Origin of the sequence: Leptospira neocaledonica, assembly GCF_002812205.1 — a bacterium.
Taxonomy (GTDB): domain Bacteria; phylum Spirochaetota; class Leptospiria; order Leptospirales; family Leptospiraceae; genus Leptospira_B; species Leptospira_B neocaledonica.
Window position 1 is genome coordinate 25765 of sequence record NZ_NPEA01000011.1, and the last position, 20158, is coordinate 45922.

Genomic DNA, 20158 nt, shown 5'->3' on the forward strand with positions numbered 1-20158 from the left:
CTTGTCTGTTTTTTTAGAAGCCAACCCTAAAACAAACGAGAGTTATACGAGGGATTAAGACATGCAAAAATTTCTGAAAGACGAGGAAGTCCAAGACATTCTTTTAAAAGCCGCTCTATTTGTTACAGTATTGCTCTTGATTGTACTTCTTTTCACTGGGTGTAATAACGCAAAAGCAGTGAGTATAGACGCAAGCTCCTCCGCGATAGGTGCCATAGCATTCGACGGTAACATAGGAGTTTTTGGAAACCATTCTCCCGGGCCTTCTCTTGTTAAAGTTAACGTTATCGGATACTTAAATAAGTCCGGTAAAGAAATGAATCTAACCCTTACAAACACAGATACGTCCGAGACCCAAGATCTTCAGATTTCGGATAACGGGACCTTCTCCTTTCCGGATGAATTGGATGCCGGTTCAAATTTTACGATCACTCTCGGAACTTATACGGGAGGACAAAATTGCACTCTGACAGGAGATTCCGGAAAAGCCGGTTTAGTTGCCGCTTCAAAGATCGACTGCGAAAGAAACTTAGCGGTTTTCGGGACCTGGTTTTCCGGAAGCGTTCCGGTCATGAATCTATTCCAAGTGAATCAAAAGACATCTTCAGTTGTAGGAACTCCAATGTTTTTTAGCACGAGTGCTGGAGTGCCAATGCTCGATCTAGTCTGGTCCGGGAGCAAATACCTGGCAGTTTGGACTTCAACTATAGGTACGATCAAAGCTAGATTTCTGGATATTGAACACACTGCGATCGGCTCGGATATAACTGTGGCCGGATTAATTTCTACCGCTTCTGGTGCTAAGATTAGTACATTATCTTCCGCTTATAATCCTGATCTGGATGAGTTCGTAGTAGTTTTCGTAGAATTCGGAGGAAGCACATCTTTCTCGAATTTAATAAGATATATCCGTATCCAATCGGATGGCACTCTGATAGGAACTCCTACAAACATTAAATCTATTTCCGGAGCAATAGGTACCACGTTCGGATATTCGGACGTAATTTGGGACGGAAGTAAATATGTAACCGCTTTTGAAGACCATGACAATGATACGGATGATGCGCCGAATAATTACGTAACAGTATTCCGTTTTACGAATGGGACCGCATCACAGATCAATCAATTGTTTCTATCTTCCGGAACCGGTTCCACGGGCGCAGTTCTTCCAGTAGGTTCTGCAGGTGCTGCCTATCCTAAATTCGTAAGAACTTCTTCCGATATATGGCTTTTTTTTAATAGATCCAATTTGGATATCTCAGGGAACTCAATCGATTCCAGCTTAATGGAATGGAGAAATTTAGCAGGAGTTCCTACTCAGATCCGAAAAGACACGAACCCGAATGGTTGTCATCCAAGCGGAACTGGATTCCAAACCTATCTTCCTTCTCCTGGAAATATAGGATCAAGAGTATTATTGGGTTACGATCTGAGATGTAGCCAAGGTAGCTCTTTATTTTTTGATGTATACCATGCTCCATTGAACTCAACTAGTGGTGCCTTAGGAACTGTTACAAATTATTCCGGATCCATGCTTGGAATGAATTTTACTACAGGAAGCTCCACTACTTGTAGAACTTCCAGATGTTATACCAGTGCAGGTGCGTTAGGAGACGGAGTTTATATTTTCGATCCTAATTTTGATGGAAGTACTAATACGTTCTACTCGATCAAACTCTCTTCTCCAGGGAATTCTGTGGATTTTCCAGTCCAGACTTCCATTCAGTAAACTTCAGCCGGATCCTTGTTAAGATAAATATGAAATATTACTCTTGCGGGGTCCTATTTTTTCTGCTCATACTTTTTGCTAATATTACTTGTTATAAACCGCCACAAGCATCCACACTTTTAGATCTTTTCAGTTTAAAAACAGATCTGGATGCATTCAATACTCCGATCAAAGTATTTGTGCAAGTTTCCGGCCTAGGCTCCGGAACACTTACAGTTTCCAACCAATTGGGAGAAAGTTTGGCATTTTCTTCTAACGGAACCCAGGCATTTCCTACTCTGACAAAAATGGGAAACCAATATTCAGTTTCCATAATAGGAATTTCAGGAGCGTCTTCCCAGCAAGAATGTAAGCTCAGTAATCCGGAAGGACCAATTGTATATCCAAAGACCGTTATTTTTATCAGTTGTGGAAAAGTATTTTACGATCTATCCGTGAAAGTGATTGGATTGGATCCTTCTATTGCCGGGACTTCTCCACTCGTTCTCCAAAATATGTCGGACAAGATTACTTTTACATCCGATGGAACAAAAACATTCGCACATAAAGTGGGAGATTCTGCGGGTTATTCCGTTAGTTTTGTTTCAACACCTACAGGACATTCTTGCTCTTTCATTCCAAACGGCTCAGGAGCCGGAACCATGTCGGGAGCCCCACTAACTTTACTTTTGGATTGTATTTCCATTTTGGAAATTTTTCCTAAATCTAAAATACTCACACCTAATGGAAAAGTTTCGATCCGACTCTCTTTCCATGGAGTAGATCCTGGAAGTTGTAGTTTCGATCCGATCACTCTTCCAGGAAAAACAAATGTGGGATCTCTTGGAAATCCACCAAGTATCACTTATCCTTCCGGGCCGGATGATCATACGATCGTAATCCTACCGAATCCTCCGGATCTCTGGGGTCCTCCCGGAAATTCATTCTTTGAATTAGTTGGTTGTACCGCAAAAAGTTTACCCATCCAAAATGGAAATCCTATCCATTATGATTTTATAACATCTTCCAATATTCGTTTGGTAGATGAAAGTAATGGAATAGATGATCCAGGATGTGGAACCGGCTTTGGACCTAACCAATTCTGCAGAAGTATAGAAAAAGGGATCCAAGAATGCGATTCGAGCGGATCTATCTGTTCTGTTTTCGTTGCAGAAGGAAGTTATACTCCTTCATCTCAAATTTTCTTAAGTGGAAATACTTCCTTATTCGGCGGTTTTGCTTCCGGTTTTCCGGATCTAGACTCAGATCCGAGTATTCATCGAACGAGGATCGTAGATGACATACTTTCCAGTTGTGGGACCTCCTTTGTGGATTTCTGCAATGCAATTTTGATCTCCACTACTTCTTTAAATTTGCCTACAACAAATCTTACAGTAAGCGGATTCCAAATACAGATGAATCTAAACGGAGATTATTCTACTGGGATCCAAGTTTTAAATTCCAGGACCAACCTAGGACAGATCATTATTTCTAAAAATATGGTCTTTGGGAGTGAGACCAATTCAAACGGCTTTGGGATCCGTACTGGATTACTCATCAATCAATCCGACAATGTAGTCGTAACTGAAAATTGGTTAAGAGGAGGATCAGGAAGATCCCATTCTATAGGAGCAATGTTAGAAGGAGCAGGTTCTACCACACAACCTATCATACTTTCCAGAAATATTTTAGATGGATTAGTTAGTATAGAACCCATAGGATTCAGCGCAGGACTTTGGATAGAAACAGGAAATTTCGAAGCGGTAATCGTTTCTGAAAATAAGATCAATCCTTATCAATATTTAAATCCCAGTTTGGTTTCTGAAAATTCGTATGGAATCATTTTTACTGACGCAGCAGATTCGAGTAATATTATAAATAACGATATCTACATCGGAAATTCCCAGAATACATCCTTAGGAAAATCCACAGGAATATTTTTACAGGCTGGATTCGGAATTCATAAAATACTAAACAACCAAATTTTCTCCAGAGAATTATCCGCCAATAGTGCCGGGATCAGTGTATCTTCTCCTCCGGACCCAGGATCCATAATACGAGGAAATAATTATTTCGTAAGTGTGCCCGTAGTAATAGGATTGGACCAATATATTTTCTGCGGAAGCACACTAAACCAAGAAGATTGCGCTCATCCGATTTCAGGACAATTCGTAGGAGATTATTCCAATAGTTACGGAGAAAATCCAAGATTTGCAGATACTTTTGAGATCGAAAAGATCTGGAATTTTAATCTTCCTTTCGGAATTCCATCATCCACAAATTCTCCCTGTTCTTCTTTGTATGGAGGAGTGGATCTGAACACGATCACACTTCCGATTACGTCGCTTCCATTTATACAAACTGATTTTTATGGAAATCCTAGAACGAACATTTCCGGTCCATTCACACCTCCCGGAGCAGGAGCTATTTCGATCGGTGCAATTGAATCGGATGCAAATTGTTTCTGATATTTATACCGAAGACCAATAAAATCCAAGAAGATCCATGCGGATTTAAAGCTTGCTAGATCCTTATCCGAGCTTTCCATGGAAGTATGTCAGACATTTCGATATACGAAATCACAGTAACACAAGTAATCAAAAATTTAGAGCATCTAAAACGTTTTATAGATAAGGGAAAAAGTTTCGCCGAATCTAAAAAGATCGAAATAGATGTTTTATTGAATGCAAGACTCGCTCCGGACCAATACAATTTTATCCGCCAGATACAATCAGCTTGCGACACAGCAAAATTGGGAGCCGCACGTTTAACCGGAAAACAATTCCAAGCTCACGAAGATAAGGAAAAAACCCTTTCCGAAGTGATAGACAGGATCGACTCCGTTGTAGGAATTTTAAAAGAACTTAAACCGGAAGATTATAAAGAAGCTTCCGACAAAAAAATATCTTTGCCTCGTTGGGAAGGTAAATCCCTGACCGGAAAAGAATATGCTCTTCATCATATGATCCCGAACTTCTTCTTTCATATCGTAACCGCTTACGATATCCTCAGACATAACGGAGTGGAACTGGCTAAGAAGGACTATCTGGGAGATTTTCCTTTTAAATCTTAGATTTCAATATTCCAGACGGGGGGCGCCTGCCGCTTCGCGGCACCGGACTCTCCGCTCCAATCAGCGGTTCACCATAAACGGTGCACCGCCGGATTTCCGCTAGGATTCCTGGCGCAAGCTGCATAAACTCATCTAAATCGGCTAAAGGCGTGAAAATTCTCAATGTAGTAACTTCGACGCGCCTTTCACTTTTTTTCCAAAATTCTCACTTTTTTAAAACTTAGGTATTTACCTAAGTTTACTTATATGTTATAGTTAGGTAAGTGCCTAAGTATAGTAACAGTCTAGATAACTTGTTTCATGCTCTGGGGGACCCTACAAGAAGGTCCATTTTAGAACGTTTGAGCATGGGGCCGGCCACAGTTGGAGAATTGGCAGAGCCTTACAAAATGGCCCTTCCTTCTTTGATGCAACATTTAGGAGTGTTGGAAGATTCTTCTTTGGTTCGTTCCGAAAAAGTGGGCCGGGTAAGGACTTACAAACTTACCCTGGAGACCATGCAAGCTGGAGAAGATTGGTTCGTTAGACAACGCACCCACTGGGACAGAAGGTTAGACCAGCTAGACAGTTACTTACTAGAAATGAAGGAGAAAGAAAATGGCAAAAACTAATTATTACCAACCGGACCCAAAAACAGATTTAGTCCTGGAAAGGATTGTAGATGTTCCAAGAGAACTTGTTTGGAAAGCATGGACCACCCCGGAACATATCCTGAAATGGTTTACCCCTGCCCCTTGGAAAACTATAGATTGTGAGATTGATCTTCGCCCAGGTGGAATCTTCCGCACAACCATGTTGTCTCCGGAAGGACAAGAATTCCCAAACAGCGGCTGTTTCTTGGACATCATTGAAAATGAGAAGCTTGTATTCACTGATATTTTTGAGCCCGGTTTTAAACCGACCGCTAACGGAGGATTTTTCACCGCGATCCTCACATTAGAAAAACATGGTAATGGAACCAAGTATCATGTTCTTGCACGGCATAAAGACGAAGAAAGCAGGAAAAAACATGAGGAGATGGGATTCCACGAGGGCTGGAATGCAGCTCTAGACCAATTAGTAGAACTCATGAAAGCAGTTCACTAATTTTCCAAAGTGCAGACGATCAACTAAAACGGGAGTCACCCTTCCGATTTTAGTTGGTCTTCTATAAACGAACTATTTTTCAACTTGACCCTGGAATAGTGCATACACACCATTTGGTCAGAACGCATGAAAAATAAACCTTCCCCCATCGAACTCAAAAGAATAGGACTATCCTGCCTAAATGTAAGTTTAAGAAGGACGGCAAGGTTGGTCACATCCTATTACGATACGATACTCAAACCTTCCGGGCTTAGGATCACACAATTTAGCATTTTAGTCGGGATAGGACATGAAGAAGAATGTAGTATCACAGATCTTTCCAGACTCACAGATATAGACAGAACCACCCTGCAAAGAAGTTTAGAGATCCTGAAACGGGACGGTCTAATCCGGATTGAAAAAAAAGAAGCCGGAAATATCCGAAATCTTTCCCTTACTAAAAAGGGAGAATCCAAATTAGCGGGAGCAATTCTACTTTGGGAAGAAGCGCAGAACGAGATCACTAAATCATTTGGAAAATCTAAATTCCAGGAAACCTTAAGGATACTTTCTGAAGTCAGAAAAATTCCGGTATTGGAAGCTCAAAATCAGGTCTAATCGGTATGTAACGTAAGGGTGGTTTTTTGACGAGCATATAGTGTATATACATTATATAAGGAGATAGAATGGTAGTTATAGTGGACGGGGCAAGAACCCCATTTGGAAAATTCGGCGGAGGATTAAAAGATTATAGCTCCTCCGACTTGGCGGTATTTACAGCCAAGGAAACTATACGTAAAACAGGAGTGGACCCTTCTAAAATAGAAGAATCGATTTATGGAAATGTAATACAAGATAATAAAGATTCCGCTTATCTTGCCAGACATATCGGGCTTAGATCAGGACTTTCAAATCAATCCAGCGCACTTACCGTAAATAGACTCTGCGGTTCCGGATTAGAAAGTATACTGATAGGTGCGCGTAAAATTCTATCTAAAGAAAATGCATTGGTTCTTGCAGGTGGAACCGAATCCATGAGCAACGCACCTTTCGTGCTAAAAGGAGCCAGATGGGGAAACAAGTATGGAGATTCAATCGCAGAAGACAGGCTTGCTCAAAGTTTAACGGATTGTTTTGTGGATCTAACCATGGGAATGACTGCGGAGAACATCTCCCAACATTTTAAAATTTCCAGATCGGAACAGGATGAATGGGCTGGAATCTCTCAAGTGAGAGCTGAGAAAGCAAGCTTAGAAGGAAAGTTTTCCGACGAAATGATAGAGATTCAGTCTGGAGGGAAAAAACCGATTCTTATAAATCGAGACGAACAGATCCGAGGTGAAGAATGTGTAGTCCAATTAAAAAATCTACCGACTGCATTTTTAAAAGAAGGAACTGTCACAGCCGGAAATGCCTCCGGGATCAATGATGGAGCTGCCTCCGTTTTACTCGCCTCCGAAGATTGGACAAAAGAAAACGGAACAAAACCTTTGGCATCCATATTAGGTTATGCGAACATGGGTTGTGATCCAAAAATGATGGGGCTCGGTCCAGTGTTTGCAGTTCCAAAAGCTCTCCAAAATACAGGGCTTACTTTAAAGGACATTGATCTATTCGAGATCAACGAAGCATACGCCTCTCAAACCTTGGCTGTGATTCGAGAATTGGGATTAGATCCGGAAAAAACAAATGTAAACGGAGGAGCAATCGCAATAGGCCATCCACTCGGAGCAAGCGGCACCAGAGTAACATTGGCACTCGCTTACGAACTCAAACGTAGAAATTTAAGATATGGAGTTGCCTCTCTTTGTATAGGAGGAGGACAAGGAATCGCAATCGCATTAGAAAATTATAATTTTATAAAATAATTTTCGATCTACAAAAGAGAGATAGTGGCGAAAATACTGCGAAGCGGGTTCGCCCTAACTCTTTTAAGGGAAAAAGAGGGCTCGCCTATTGTTAGAATCCATTACCCAAAGGCCGCAAGGAGCGGCTGCCACGGAAACAACGCCTCCAGCATTTTCTGCAGTAGCGGCTGAGTTAAAGCCAGCATTAAAATCCGGTTTACCTAATACTGCATCTGCTCCTTTCCCAAGACTACTAAAGGGAGGAGAAAAACGGACGGCCCTTCCGTTACCGGTATCTGCTACCCAAACCGCTCCACTGGAATCGATACTAACTGCATTGGGACCAGCTAAGCCAAAACGACCTGACCCTGACCCTGAGGTACCAAAATTGGGTTGTCCAAGAACCATATTTGCTTGCATTCCAGTTGAAAAAGGAGGGCTAAATCGAAGAACCCTATTATTTCCGTACTCTGCAACCCAAAGATTTCCCGCTGGATCCACAGCAACCCCCGTAGGACGGTTTATCGTAGTATTAGATGGGGGCCCGCTTCCTGCCCCACTTAAACCCGATACGCCGAGTGCTTTGTCAGCTGGCATACTATTAGTAATAGGCGCTTGATAATGCATAACTCTGTTATTGAAATAATCCGCGACCCAAACCCCTCCGTCGGTGGGATCTACAGCAACTCCATATGGATTATTAAGCTGGTTGGGACCGCTAGCGGAACCCCCGGTCCCAAGCATCATATCAGGCGAATCTCCCGAAATCATTCCGGGAGCATAATGGACAACCTTGTTACCAGTCCCAGTAGTTCCAGCAACCACCCAAAGCCCACCGCTTAGATCCATGGCGATTAATCTTGCCTCCAGTGGGTTAGCAGTAAGTATAATGTCTGCGTCTGCATTCGTCTGTATAGGCGAAGGAAAATGCAGAATTCTAGAATCGGCAGGACTGTTATAAGCATCCGCAATCCAGAGCCCCCCTTGACTGTCCATTACGGCTCCAGCAACACCTCGAAATTGATTTGGGGCTGTCCCAAAAGAACTGTTGTCCGTAAAATCGGCTTGGCCTAGAACTATGGTTGCCGCCTCTCCATTTTTAAAAACATTGCAGGAATTTTCTACAGCTCCACCCCCACAGGTTGAGCTCGTATCGTTTACAAGGAATTTTAAAAGTTGAGTGTTTAAAAACGTATCACTTGAGGGATCACAAGGGTTTTCAGTGGAAATGGCTCCGCAACTTATAAACAAAGTCGCACAGAAGGTATATAATAAATTATTAATATTTCGATTCAAGGGAAGAGATCCGGACATTCGATAGTTAATTTAGACGAATTGCTTTCGATTGCAAAGCAATTTATTTACTAAGTAAGCGAAACCCGGATCCCTCAAACGAGTAGTTTTAATCTTCTTTTTAGTTTCTCAATCTCTTCCGATTTTCTTTCTGCAGACCAATTCCATTCTTTGCCTGCAATCTCAGCCACTTTAGAAAGTACCTCGTCAGATGGAAGTCCAACAGTTCCCAGACCAGTTCGTCTCAAGAAAATATCTTGGAGGTTCATTGCCATTTCGAAACGAATTGTATATAGAACTTGAGCCGCTATTTCTCCATCTTCATTCAATACTTCTGATAATTGTTTAGAAAAATTTGTTAATTCCAAAATTGATTCATATTCGGTTCCATAGTGACGAACCAAATGTTCTATGGTATTTTTGGAAATATTAGGATGAGAAGTTTTAGCATTTTCTAAATAAGATTCGATATTTGGGATCTCGCATCCTTTTAAGAACTTCTTCTCGGAAACACTCGATCCTACTTTTTTATGCAATTTCTTTTGAATAAGTTTAAATATCTTCTCTGCGAAGTGACGGCTAGTAGTATATTTTCCACCACCAGCACTGATAAGGCCCTCTATTCCATCCTTAGAATGATCTTGTAATTCCGACTTTCTGGAAGCAGAATAAGTTTCCTTGTCCTCTCCCCCGGTTTCTGCAAGTGGCCTGAGTCCACCATAAGCAAACTCGATATCTTTTAATTCTAATTTTTCAGGAAGTAAACCAGAAGAATTGATATATTCTAAAAACTCCAAAATACTTTCTTTTGAAAGTTTCCAATCTTCTACAGAACCGTAATATGCTTTTTCGGTAGGCCCAATCATGTTTTTCCCTCTCCAAGGAGCAAAACTGAAATGTCCTTTTTTACCTACGTGAAGCACCATTGTATCGAAGTATTTTTTTGTGATGAGATAAATCCCTTCGGATCTTGTTTTCGGAACAGGAACTTTTATCTTTTTAGTTCCGTTCAGAAGGTCCTGACTCCAAGGTCCGGAAGCATTCACAACCACAGAAGCTTTTAATTTTACGTTTTTATTATGGATGAAATCTTTGACGATTGCCCCGGTTACTCTATTTCCGTCAAAGATCAATTCCTCAGCCCTTGTATAATTGGAAACGGATGCTCCTTCTTGGGCTGCTGATTTTAGAAATGCGAGAGTTAATCTTTCAGGACTAGGCATGATACAATCATAAAAATAGATCGCAGAGTCCATTCCTTTCAGGCCGAGCCTTTGGATCTCGTTTTTAGAAAGGTTTTTATGCGCGGGGATCTTTTTAGATTTGTCCCATGTCCAATTTCGATCAAAGGAAAGTAGGTCATACACAAATAAACCGATCCTTTCCAAGATGCCAGGATTCGGAAGGATCATCGGATAAGGATAGACTAGATTCGGAGCGATATTAGATAAAATCCTTCTTTCTTTAAGAGCTTCTCTGACCAAAGATAGATCAAAACGTTTTAAATATCTGAGTCCACCATGGATCAGCTTCCCTGTGGCAGATGATGTTGCCCCACCAAAATCTTCCTTTTCCACAAGAGCAACAGAAAGTCCCCTGCTCGCAACTTCATATGCTAAGGCAGACCCTGTGATCCCACCACCTATGATCAATACATCAAAGTTGGCTTCATAGCCTATATTTTCGATAAATCGTTCTAATTTTTGAGAACTCATTTACCTGCCTTTGAGGAAGAAATAATCTCTCTGATCTCTTCCTGAAGAGCTGCCCTTTCACTTTCTATATTCCAAAGTCCTAAACGAAAAATTAATACAGGAAGTCTCCATTTTTCTATATCTTTCCAGTCCATTCCGGAAACGGAGAGATATCTTTTTAGATAACCTTTTAAAATGAATTTTCGGACCACTGTGTAAAATAAAACTTTTAAGAATGGAGTCCCTGGCCAAAGTTCAGCATCTTGGAACAGAAAAAAAGTAGAAGCAACGTCAGCTGCAGGATCACCTTTTAAAGCTGTCATCCAATCTATAATCACAAAAGAATTCTTAGTAACGATCACATTTTCAGGATGAAAATCCAAATGTAAAACGGAAGATCCTTCGGGTAAATTTTCTATAAATTGTTTTGCGATCTTCTTCTCATCTTTGCTCAAAAAAGAAAGTGGTTCTTTAGAAAGGACTTTAACCGCTTCCGATCTGATATCTTTTAACTTTTTGGCTTGTTTCTTATGCAAACCAAAATGAAGATCCGCGAGTATTTTAGAAAGACTGAAAAAAGTCAGAGGTTTTTTGTCTGGAAGTTTTGTAAGAGAAACCCCATCCAATCTATCAAAGATCAACCCCTGTCTATCTCCGATCTTGACCTTCTCGTAACATTTCATAGAAGTGGCACCCGCAGAAAAAACGATTACAGAATTAGAATATTCGGTTTCTATTTCGGAGGCTGGGATCTCTTTAAGAAATAATTTTAGGATCTTGTCTGGTCCATATTCCGAAATTTCGGCGGACCTACCTATTGCGAGTGACTTTCCAGGACTTGGTCGGTTTGTCTTTTTAACTGGCATGATTCTCTTCTTTATTTATTAGGAAAAAACTGATTCTATACTTAAATATACATGAGCAAGAAGTAATTCCAGGAAACTTAAATAAGTTTGATACCGAATTTTTCAAGAACGTAATTAGAAGAAAGGAAAAGTAAAAGAGTCAGGAGAACGCAAGATCCAAGGGCAGGCCAAAAACCAAACGTAGAATATAGTTTAGGAAAAGCCAAAAACATAGGTAAGGTCGGAATCACAAACCAAAAAGTATAATATGCATGATTTGATATTTTTTCAGGATCAGTTTTTTCAAACTGCAACCATAGTAATGTTAGAATTGTAACCAAAGGAAGAGAAGCAATCAAGGCTCCCACACGATCATTCCTTCGAGCGATTTCCGAAATCAAAACGACTAATGCGGAAGTAACCGCATATTTAAGAATAAGATATAACATAAATCTTGAGAATTATCAAACTAGCAATGTAAGGATTTTTCACAAGTGAATAAATGAAATACGAATTTCTATTTTTTGGCCTTTCTGCTAATTCCTAAAACGGAAATATCATCCTGCTTAGGAGATCCGGCCAAGAATTCATCTAATTTTTTTAATATTTGATCGATACCTTCCCCCATAGGAATTCCTTTTAGGTTTCCGACAATCTCCTCCACCCTCTCTTCTCCGAATTCTTCTTTATGAGAATTCCACTGTTCAAAAAGACCATCCGTAAATAAAATCAGTTTAGAATCTTGTGTAAATTCCATCTCATTGGAAGTATACTTTGTATTCGGGATCACCCCCATAATCCTTCCTGTTTTCTCTAAGGAATGGACCTCTTGGCCTTCGATTAAATACTGGGGCACATGTCCCGCAGAAGAATATCGGATCAAGTTTAGATTTGTGTCAATGTCAACCACAATACAAGTAAAGAATTGATTCAAGTTTTTGAATGTATGCAGGAACTCATTATTTAAATGAAATAAAATTTCGGTAACGCTGTAAATCCCACGTTTTAAGGATTCATAAATTGCTTTTATCGCCATAGTCAAGAGTGCTGCTTGGACCCCATGCCCAGTTGCATCTGCAAGAAACACCCTTGTCAATCCAGGGCGAAGTTCCATGATATCGAAAAAATCCCCCCCGACTTCGGTAAGAGGAAGATATCTCACAGTAATTTCCAATTCTCCTGTGAGTTTATCTTCTTGAGAGATGATACCTGACTGGATTTTTCTCGCAGTAGATAGATCACTCTGAAGTAAACTAAGGTTATGTTCCAGCTCCACAGCTAAAGTTTCTTTTTCCTTAATATTGGTTCTGATCTTATCCAACACTAAATTATATCTTTCCGCGATCTGACCCACTTCCGTAAAAGGTTCTATCGAAAGGTCCTGACTTAAATCTCCGGTTTGTTTTTGATATTCCATTTCCAGGAACAAATCTATCAACTCAGTGGTTGCCCTATGCTCCGTATAATTCAAACCTTGGTATTCGTTTTGTGGAGAAACTCTCAGACTATAAAAGCGATGAATAATAAACAGAAGCGGATAACTTACACCAAAAGAAAGGACCGCACAGGAAACCACTCCTAATAACTGCACAAGAACCTGTGTCGTTCTATCCAGTCCTGTGCCTAAAATGGAAAGATCTCCGAAAAATCCTACCGCCAGAGTTCCCCAAATCCCGGACACAAGATGAACAGGAATAGCTCCGACAGCATCATCTAGTTTAAGTCTGTCCAAAAAGATTCCAGCTTCGAACATTAAAATTCCTGCAACTAGTCCGATTAGTAGCGATTCCAGCGAATTAACTGCATTACAAGGAGCGGTGATTGCCACAAGCCCCGCCAGGGTTCCGTTTAAAGGCAGAGTAGCTTCTGCATATTTCAAACGGATCCAACCGTAGATCAAACTGGAAGCCATTCCTCCGGAAGCGGCAAACATAGTATTCACGATGATCTTTGGAACTTCGGAAGTAAATGCAAGAGTGCTTCCTCCATTAAATCCGATCCATCCGAACCAAAGGATCAAAGTGCCGAGCATTGCGAGCGGAAGATTATGCCCTGTGATCTTTCGAACCGATCCATCCTTGCCGTACTTTCCGGTTCTGTTCCCAATTAAGATCATTGCAGAAAGTCCGACCCATCCACCTACACTATGCACAGCTGTTGAACCTGCAAAATCCATAAAGCCAAGATGAGAAAGCCAACCTGTAAATTGATTCCAATCTTGTAGGTCCCTTCCCCAAACCCAATGACCAAAAACCGGATAGATTAAAGATGAGATGATTGTGGTAACTATGATATAAGCGCCAAACTTCATTCTTTCTGCAACGGCGCCCGAAACGATTGTGGCGGCAGTTCCGCAGAACATAAGTTGAAATAAAAAGAAAACGGAGATTTCCGGACTTGTTTTCGAAAAATCAGGAAAGAACATATCTTTTCCGACCCAACCATAATAGGTCGTGCCGAACATAAGTCCGAATCCTATTGAGTAGAAAACGAGGGTAGCAATTCCGAAATCCGTAATATTCTTAATTGCTACGTTGATCGAGTTTTTTGTTCGAGTAAGGCCGGATTCTAAACATAAAAATCCGGCCTGCATAAAAAATACCAATCCGGAAGAAAGAATGATCCAAAGAATGTCGAAACTCGTTTTAGGCATCGAATTTCTTATTTCATAAAATGATAAGCGAATTGGCAAGAAGCATTTCTGCCAATTCCATAATATACTAGTTTTTAAAGATGTGAGATAAACTCGGGCTCTCTATCCCAGCGATCATGTAACCCATCTAAGTAACTTACTGGAGCTGAAGCCCATTCCTTAGGGTCTAAATTATCCAAGGCGCCCAGATTGATCGCGATAAACTTTCCTCCTGCCTCCGGAATGTCTCCACCTCCGCCAATTCCTACTCCGCAATGTTTACAGAACATTCCGTCTATCCGAGTAGAATAAACGGTAATCTCTTTCTCACCCTCCAAATATTTAAAGTTTTCAGGTAAAGCCGAAGCACCCCAAAACCTTGCTTTTATACAACTTGTGCAGTTACATTTAAAGGTTCCTTGGGTTAGGTCGATCCAAACCTCGAAACGAACTTTCTTACAACGGCAACTTCCTAAGTATTTTTTTAAAGACATACGAATCCTTATGTAAATTGAAGCTCAAGGTTTTCTAAAGTACTGATCCAACCTTCTTTATGTCCTTCCATAGAACTTTCACTGGAAAGTTTTTCGTGTGTAAGAATTATTTCGGTTCCGCCGTTTTTATCTTCAAAGATTACGGTCACCAAAGTTTCCTCTCTTTGGGGCCCTTCCCAACCATGAGTAAAAACAAGTTTTTCGTTTAATATGATTTCTTGATATATCCCTGTAGCGATATAAACATCTTCGTTTCCAAGCATAGAGGTCCTAAATTTGCCTCCAACCCTGAAATCCATCTGGATCTCTCCGATCTTCAATTCCTTAGGACAGCCCCATTTCTTCATAATTTCTGGCTGAATCCATGCTTCGAAGACCTTTTCTCTTTTGGCCTTTATAAACTTAGATACTTGCAACTTGTATTCTGCTGTTTTCATTCTATTTCCTCCAACAATTCCTTGAGAGAATCCAATTGATCCTCCCAGAATTTCCTGTAATGTTGAATCCATCTATCCGCGCTCATCATTGCCTTTCCGTTCAGACTTAAATAAGAAAAAGAGCCTTCCTTTCTCCGATTCACCAACTTAGCCTTTTCCAAAACCTTAATATGTTTAGAAGCAGCAGCTAATGACATTTCAAACGGTTTTGCAATCTCCGTGATTACCCTCTCCTTTTTGGAAAGACTTCTTAACATCGCCCTTCTGGTCGGGTCCGACAATGCCTGAAAAATCAGGCTGAGATCGTATTTTCTGGATTCAACCATATGGTTAAATGTATATCAAAAGACATCATAGGAGTCAACCATTTGGTTGAATGTTTTAAGAAAAAATTTTATAGACCGAAGGTTAAAATTATTGCCATTCACTCGCAATTTATATAATTCTTTCATGCGTTTTTGCCTGATTATATCCCTACTCACCGTCACATTTTCCCTCTTCCCCAAATCATCCGAACCGGCGGCTCCTTGCTCCGGGATTAAAAACAAAAATGACCAGAAAAAATGTTATTCTAAAGAATACCAAGTTGCAGACAAGGAACTGAATGTGACTTATAAAAAAATAAGAGAAGGTTTATCCGATTCCGAGAAAGAAGATTTAAAAAAATTGCAAGTTCTTTGGATTGGATATAGGGACGGGATTTGTGAAGGCCCAATGTATTCTTCGGATGAATCCGGTATCGAAACGATTATCTGCAAAACAGGGACCACCGAAGAAAGAACAAAATACTTAAATCATGTTTGGAAATTCGGCTCTGTATCTAAGGAGGGAATCGGCTCTTATACCGATGGCTTCGGCGGTAATTTAAGAATTTTCAAAGATAAATCGAGTAAGAATATCCAATTTTCTTTTGAGGTTGTGAGAGGTCCTACAGCTCATCTTGGAGAAGTAAGTGGGAATTGGACGCCTATCAAAGAAGGCAAATGGACTTGGGCTTCTACCGAAGGCTGCAAGTCGGATGATCCGGACTGTTGTTTATTGGAGTTTCAGTATTTTCAAAGTCGGATAGAGGTAGAGGAAGTTTCTTGTTCCGCATACCATGGAGCAAGAGCTTATTTCGGCGGAAGTTACAGATACGAATTCAAATAAAGAATTTAGAACGCAAAATAGTTTGATTTCTAACTGAAACTAAATTTCGACCTTCATTCTTTAGATATTTCTTATATATTAATTATATATAAGTTATTTATAACAGTTGCATTTCTTTCATTCACTCATTTGTATTTTGTATTTCTGCGTATTGTCACGCTCTTATTTTTAGATTTTTCTTGCCCTGCATATATAGCTCCAATATATTCGCCGCTGTTTGGATGATTTTTGTAATCCGTTTACAAAAATTTTTCGAACGAACTTACAGATGAAAAAAATATTTGGAGATCCCTATGCGATTCTTTTTATTAGCCTTGAGCTTAAGCGCGTTCTCGATCGGCCTTTGGGCAGATTGTCCGGACTACACAACTCCTTCTAACCCACCTAGTTTTTCAAAACCTACTAAAAGAAGTTTCCGCAATTTCGGAAATACTATTTTAGCCGGTCTATATGTGCCTTATCACATGGTATATGATACGATCGTTAAATCCGGTTCAAATGCGACTATGGTTGGTAAGTTCGATTACGATGCGGTATTTCATAAGGATTTGGAAGGCGAATACATCCACGTTTATATCTACGGAACCGCAATGAGCGGCTGGAACTATGTGGGTCGTTATACTACGAACGGTGATGGAAAGATCACCGCAAACCTAGGCGTTCGTGCAACCGGTGACTATATAGTTCGTATGGTGGTAGAAGGTGATCTTTCTAGCGCAGACGGTTATCTGACTGTGGCCGATCCTGGTCGACAAACGGTTTTATTCGACGTAGATGGAACCCTGACCACAAATGATTTCGAGGCTCTAGCAGACTATGCTGGTATCAAAATTGCCGATGCTTATTATTACGCTCCAGAGACAGTGAATGCATATCGTAATAAAGGTTATCAAATCATTTATCTGACCGGTCGTCCTTATTGGAACACGAAAGATACTCGCGAATGGTTTCCACTCAAAGGAATGAAATCTTGGCATTACCATCCTAGTTCCGATTATTTAGGCGCGAATGTTCAGGCCTACAAAACAGATTATATTAACTATTTGCGTAATACTGTCGGCTTGGATATTATTCGTGCTTACGGAAATGCAACTACCGATATCGCAGCCTATGCGGCCGGTGGCATTCCGAAATCGGATACTTGGATCATAGGAGAAAATACAGGTAAAGAAGGAACCCAGTCAATTACTGGAAACTATTCCCTACATTACAATACTGTAGTAGCGAGCACTCCTCAATCAGCTTCTTGCTATTAAAAAACTTTATTTGAATTAGAAATGCGTTTATCAAAGCGCATTTCTAAAGATAATTTAGAGAAACATAAACTAAGACTGACCTTCGGTCTATTAACGTACTTATCTTTACAAACTGTTAAAAGAGAAATATTTTGGATCTTATAGATCTATTTAATTTCCACACCTTTGGGAAAAGAATGGATCAAAAATTAGGAGAACTTATGCAATCCATCCAGAAACCTTTTCCAGGTAAGAGAACCATCACCGCTCTCGTCCTTGCCTTCTCTCTCACCTACTGCGCTTCTGTTGAACCAAAACCTAAAATTGAGATCCCAAGTGCCAAAACTTCTATCCAAATCCAGCCAATCTTTCATGGAAGTTTAGTTTTAACAATTGGTGAAAAAACAATCTATGTAGATCCTTCTTGGGGAGGAGATAAATATAAGGATCTGAAAAAACCGGATCTAATCCTAATTACCGATATTCACCCAGATCATATGGATCTAAAAACTTTGGGTGAGATTGCAACTAAGGAAACTCCAATCATCGCTCCGGAAGCGGTTGCAAAAGAGGCAAAAGATTATGTGAATATCACTCGTTTAAAGAATGGGCAATCCACTTCCGTAGGTGATATTAACTTCTCCGCGATTCCCATGTATAATATTACCAAAGAACATTTGGATAAACATACAAAAGGAAGAGGAAACGGTTATTTGATCAAGTTTGGCGGAAAGACGATCTATATTTCCGGTGACACTGAAGATATTAAAGAAATGAGAGCTTTGAAGAATATTGACATCGCATTTCTTTGTATGAATCAACCGTACACCATGTCTGTAGAAAAAGCGGCAGATGCAGTAAAAGATTTTAAACCAAAGGTTGTGTATCCATATCATTACCGCGGGAAAGACGGACTTAGCGATACTGAAAAGTTTAAAGCACTCGTAAAAGAATCCTCCCCTTCCACAGAAGTTACATTGATCAATTGGTATTAATTTCTTAATAAATAGTTTCGAAAAAGAGAATGTTTTTTCTTTTTCGAAACTTCTTCCTATCGAATTATTCTTCAGAAGAGTCGGGTGAAGCTGATTTTTTGAATTCCTGAGGAGTCAATCCAGTATGTTTTTTAAAAGAATCATAGAAGGATGACTTGGATTGGAAACCTACCGAAAATGCAAGATCCAATATATTTGCAGAAGGATCATTTAAAATAATTCGTTTTGCCTCTTCTATCCTATACTTCTTAAGCAGATCCGGAAAAGAAATATTTAGCACTTGGTTTAAAAGTTCGGAAACCTGATGTACAGATAATCCCAAAACTGCTGCAAGATCGCTGATTCTCAATTCTTCCTCCAAATAAATTTTATCTTCATCCAGGAGTTTGTTCAACCGAGCCAGGGCTTCTTCTACATTGATACCTATAATAGTCGATTTTTTCTTTGCTGAGAGGTCGGAGGAAGTTTTGTCGGTTTTGAAATTCCTAAGCTCTTCTCTTCTTAAAGCGATCTCATGTTCCAATTCTCTGATTCTAGTCCTGACGGCCCGACTGGTTAGGAATATATTTATGGGAACGAAGAAGGCTATAAAGAATAAGAAACTTCTGCCATCGAAGGAAAAGAATGCTCGATACGAAATAATATTTAATATCTCGATTACAAGTAAAGAGAACATACTTGCTACAAACCAACGAGTTTGGATTGTTTTTCGTTTAGTTGCAACTAAACTAAGAACGATCGCCGTAGCAGTCACGGCCAAATAGAAAACGGTAAAAGAACGGGAAACGAACTGCCTCGGGAATTTAGTAAAACTCAAGGCGACCATTATAACGGTTATGATCGATACTGTATTATAAAAGTACCAAACAGGTTTGAAATTCTGTTTAATCTTGAGAAAATGTGAGACCCAAAGAGTGCCGGAAATGATCAGGTAACCGATCAGTATCTTCTTCCCTAAAGATAATGGAAACCCAAATCCGGGGAAAACATAACGAGAGCCTATCCCGGAAACGAATAAAAATGTGAGCCCCATCCCGAAAGAGAATAGAATCTGATACAAGATCCATTTGGAACGAAGTCGAATATAAGAATTAATGAGATAGGCAATCTGAACGATTACGAGCGCGAGAAGAGAGAATACGATCCCTGAATATACTGTTGAAATGGAATATAATTCTTCCGCACTTACGAGACGGACTTCGGAGAAGATATAATTCCTAGACTGAATCCTTACGTTGATCTCCGAATTATTCTCCAGGAATTTTCTAAGAGGAAATACAGGAAATATACCTGGAACCAGCCATTCATTGACCGGATGCGCAAAACCAGCCTGCAGGCAATTGTTTTTAAGATCACATACCTGAACGGAATCCAAATGACTCCAAGGAAAAATCAAAAATTCGGTCTTGGACTCTTCCGGTAGATTGCCAATCCGGAAACGGAGATCGATAGGTTCGGGATAAAAGCCCCAATCCAGAACCACTGAAAAATCATCGATCTGCTTCCAGTGAGTTTGGTCCGAGTCCAGGATTCTCAGATGTCCTATTTTATTCTCATCCCCTTGGGAATAGATTTGAGTAGAAATCCCTAAAATTAGGATCCAAATCAGAAATACTTTTATTCTAGACATATTGATCATTCAATATTCCTGTCCAAACTTATAAACCGGGACGATTTTCTCCACTTTAAAT

General features: G+C 40.1%; 19 protein-coding genes. 10 read left to right on the top strand and 9 right to left on the bottom strand.

Annotation, left to right across the window (positions count from 1 at the left end; translation table 11 throughout):
• The first annotated feature begins 61 nt into the window (after positions 1–61).
• From CH365_RS17695 to CH365_RS17725, 7 genes are all read left to right on the top strand, one after another.
• Complete coding sequence (locus tag CH365_RS17695) at positions 62–1729, top strand: hypothetical protein (RefSeq protein ID WP_100769871.1); 1668 nt, start codon at positions 62–64, stop codon at positions 1727–1729.
• 29 nt (positions 1730–1758) lie between these two features.
• Complete coding sequence (locus CH365_RS17700) at positions 1759–4176, top strand: hypothetical protein (protein ID WP_100769872.1); 2418 nt, start codon at positions 1759–1761, stop codon at positions 4174–4176.
• Positions 4177–4262: 86 nt separating this feature from the next.
• On the top strand, positions 4263–4781 hold the full coding sequence (locus CH365_RS17705) for a DUF1993 domain-containing protein (RefSeq protein WP_100769873.1): 519 nt from the start codon (positions 4263–4265) through the stop codon (positions 4779–4781).
• A 293-nt stretch (positions 4782–5074) separates the two neighbouring features.
• On the top strand, positions 5075–5392 hold the full coding sequence (locus CH365_RS17710; protein WP_100769874.1) for an ArsR/SmtB family transcription factor: 318 nt from the start codon (positions 5075–5077) through the stop codon (positions 5390–5392).
• Entirely contained in the window at positions 5379–5867 is a 489-nt protein-coding gene (locus CH365_RS17715) for an SRPBCC family protein (RefSeq protein WP_100769875.1), read from the top strand. Before CH365_RS17710 ends, CH365_RS17715 begins: the two co-directional genes overlap by 14 nt.
• Before the next feature lie 126 nt (positions 5868–5993).
• The gene (locus tag CH365_RS17720; protein ID WP_100769876.1) at positions 5994–6464 is read left to right on the top strand and encodes a MarR family winged helix-turn-helix transcriptional regulator; all 471 of its coding nucleotides are present in this window, start codon (positions 5994–5996) and stop codon (positions 6462–6464) included.
• Positions 6465–6532: 68 nt separating this feature from the next.
• A complete protein-coding gene (locus CH365_RS17725) occupies positions 6533–7714 on the top strand; it encodes a thiolase family protein (protein WP_100769877.1) in 1182 nt (393 codons plus the stop codon).
• A gap of 63 nt (positions 7715–7777) precedes the next feature.
• On the opposite strand, the gene CH365_RS17730 is transcribed toward CH365_RS17725, so the two are convergent.
• The 8 genes from CH365_RS17730 to CH365_RS17765 all read right to left on the bottom strand — a co-directional run bounded on the left by CH365_RS17730 (position 7778) and on the right by CH365_RS17765 (position 15414).
• A complete protein-coding gene (locus CH365_RS17730; RefSeq protein ID WP_244283276.1) occupies positions 7778–8989 on the bottom strand; it encodes an NHL repeat-containing protein in 1212 nt (403 codons plus the stop codon).
• A 92-nt stretch (positions 8990–9081) separates the two neighbouring features.
• Positions 9082–10701 carry a glycerol-3-phosphate dehydrogenase/oxidase gene (locus CH365_RS17735; RefSeq protein ID WP_100769879.1) on the bottom strand — a complete coding sequence of 540 codons (1620 nt, stop codon included), beginning with the start codon at positions 10699–10701 and terminating at the stop codon, positions 9082–9084.
• Positions 10698–11546, bottom strand: a complete 849-nt coding sequence (locus CH365_RS17740; RefSeq protein WP_100769880.1) for an aminoglycoside phosphotransferase family protein — start codon at positions 11544–11546, stop codon at positions 10698–10700. Before CH365_RS17740 ends, CH365_RS17735 begins: the two co-directional genes overlap by 4 nt.
• A 77-nt stretch (positions 11547–11623) precedes the next feature.
• On the bottom strand, positions 11624–11974 hold the full coding sequence (locus tag CH365_RS17745) for a DUF3147 family protein (protein ID WP_100769881.1): 351 nt from the start codon (positions 11972–11974) through the stop codon (positions 11624–11626).
• A 68-nt stretch (positions 11975–12042) separates the two neighbouring features.
• On the bottom strand, positions 12043–14178 hold the full coding sequence (gene amt, locus CH365_RS17750) for an ammonium transporter (protein ID WP_100769882.1): 2136 nt from the start codon (positions 14176–14178) through the stop codon (positions 12043–12045).
• A gap of 74 nt (positions 14179–14252) precedes the next feature.
• Positions 14253–14651 (bottom strand): GFA family protein, encoded by a 399-nt coding sequence (locus tag CH365_RS17755; protein WP_100769883.1) that lies wholly within the window; start codon positions 14649–14651, stop codon positions 14253–14255.
• 8 nt (positions 14652–14659) lie between these two features.
• A complete protein-coding gene (locus tag CH365_RS17760) occupies positions 14660–15088 on the bottom strand; it encodes an SRPBCC family protein (protein ID WP_165782628.1) in 429 nt (142 codons plus the stop codon).
• The gene (locus CH365_RS17765) at positions 15085–15414 is read right to left on the bottom strand and encodes an ArsR/SmtB family transcription factor (protein WP_100769885.1); all 330 of its coding nucleotides are present in this window, start codon (positions 15412–15414) and stop codon (positions 15085–15087) included. The genes CH365_RS17760 and CH365_RS17765 overlap by 4 nt, the downstream gene beginning before the upstream one ends.
• 124 nt (positions 15415–15538) lie before the next feature.
• Between CH365_RS17765 and CH365_RS17770 the strand changes: the two genes are divergently transcribed.
• The 3 genes from CH365_RS17770 to CH365_RS17780 all read left to right on the top strand — a co-directional run bounded on the left by CH365_RS17770 (position 15539) and on the right by CH365_RS17780 (position 18467).
• Entirely contained in the window at positions 15539–16237 is a 699-nt protein-coding gene (locus tag CH365_RS17770) for a lysozyme inhibitor LprI family protein (protein ID WP_100769968.1), read from the top strand.
• Between the two features lie 293 nt (positions 16238–16530).
• On the top strand, positions 16531–17493 hold the full coding sequence (locus tag CH365_RS17775) for a lipin/Ned1/Smp2 family protein (protein ID WP_100769886.1): 963 nt from the start codon (positions 16531–16533) through the stop codon (positions 17491–17493).
• Positions 17494–17669: 176 nt separating this feature from the next.
• Positions 17670–18467, top strand: coding sequence for an MBL fold metallo-hydrolase (locus tag CH365_RS17780; protein ID WP_208861238.1), 798 nt, complete (start codon positions 17670–17672; stop codon positions 18465–18467).
• 64 nt (positions 18468–18531) lie between these two features.
• Here the strand turns inward: CH365_RS17780 and CH365_RS17785 are convergent, their stop codons facing one another.
• Positions 18532–20097, bottom strand: a complete 1566-nt coding sequence (locus CH365_RS17785; RefSeq protein WP_100769970.1) for a helix-turn-helix domain-containing protein — start codon at positions 20095–20097, stop codon at positions 18532–18534.
• Positions 20098–20158: the final 61 nt, after the last annotated feature.

What these genes read in the sequence shown, in the direction of transcription:
- CH365_RS17695 (WP_100769871.1), top strand. Translation starts at nt 62, where the DNA reads ATGCAAAAATTTCTGAAAGACGAGGAAGTCCAAGACATTCTTTTAAAA.
- CH365_RS17700 (WP_100769872.1), top strand. Translation starts at nt 1,759, where the DNA reads ATGAAATATTACTCTTGCGGGGTCCTATTTTTTCTGCTCATACTTTTT.
- CH365_RS17705 (WP_100769873.1), top strand. Translation starts at nt 4,263, where the DNA reads ATGTCAGACATTTCGATATACGAAATCACAGTAACACAAGTAATCAAA.
- CH365_RS17715 (WP_100769875.1), top strand. Translation starts at nt 5,379, where the DNA reads ATGGCAAAAACTAATTATTACCAACCGGACCCAAAAACAGATTTAGTC.
- CH365_RS17720 (WP_100769876.1), top strand. Translation starts at nt 5,994, where the DNA reads ATGAAAAATAAACCTTCCCCCATCGAACTCAAAAGAATAGGACTATCC.
- CH365_RS17725 (WP_100769877.1), top strand. Translation starts at nt 6,533, where the DNA reads ATGGTAGTTATAGTGGACGGGGCAAGAACCCCATTTGGAAAATTCGGC.
- CH365_RS17735 (WP_100769879.1), bottom strand. Translation starts at nt 10,701, where the DNA reads ATGAGTTCTCAAAAATTAGAACGATTTATCGAAAATATAGGCTATGAA.
- CH365_RS17740 (WP_100769880.1), bottom strand. Translation starts at nt 11,546, where the DNA reads ATGCCAGTTAAAAAGACAAACCGACCAAGTCCTGGAAAGTCACTCGCA.
- CH365_RS17745 (WP_100769881.1), bottom strand. Translation starts at nt 11,974, where the DNA reads ATGTTATATCTTATTCTTAAATATGCGGTTACTTCCGCATTAGTCGTT.
- amt (WP_100769882.1), bottom strand. Translation starts at nt 14,178, where the DNA reads ATGCCTAAAACGAGTTTCGACATTCTTTGGATCATTCTTTCTTCCGGA.
- CH365_RS17755 (WP_100769883.1), bottom strand. Translation starts at nt 14,651, where the DNA reads ATGTCTTTAAAAAAATACTTAGGAAGTTGCCGTTGTAAGAAAGTTCGT.
- CH365_RS17760 (WP_165782628.1), bottom strand. Translation starts at nt 15,088, where the DNA reads ATGAAAACAGCAGAATACAAGTTGCAAGTATCTAAGTTTATAAAGGCC.
- CH365_RS17765 (WP_100769885.1), bottom strand. Translation starts at nt 15,414, where the DNA reads ATGGTTGAATCCAGAAAATACGATCTCAGCCTGATTTTTCAGGCATTG.
- CH365_RS17770 (WP_100769968.1), top strand. Translation starts at nt 15,539, where the DNA reads ATGCGTTTTTGCCTGATTATATCCCTACTCACCGTCACATTTTCCCTC.
- CH365_RS17775 (WP_100769886.1), top strand. Translation starts at nt 16,531, where the DNA reads ATGCGATTCTTTTTATTAGCCTTGAGCTTAAGCGCGTTCTCGATCGGC.
- CH365_RS17780 (WP_208861238.1), top strand. Translation starts at nt 17,670, where the DNA reads ATGGATCAAAAATTAGGAGAACTTATGCAATCCATCCAGAAACCTTTT.
- CH365_RS17785 (WP_100769970.1), bottom strand. Translation starts at nt 20,097, where the DNA reads ATGTCTAGAATAAAAGTATTTCTGATTTGGATCCTAATTTTAGGGATT.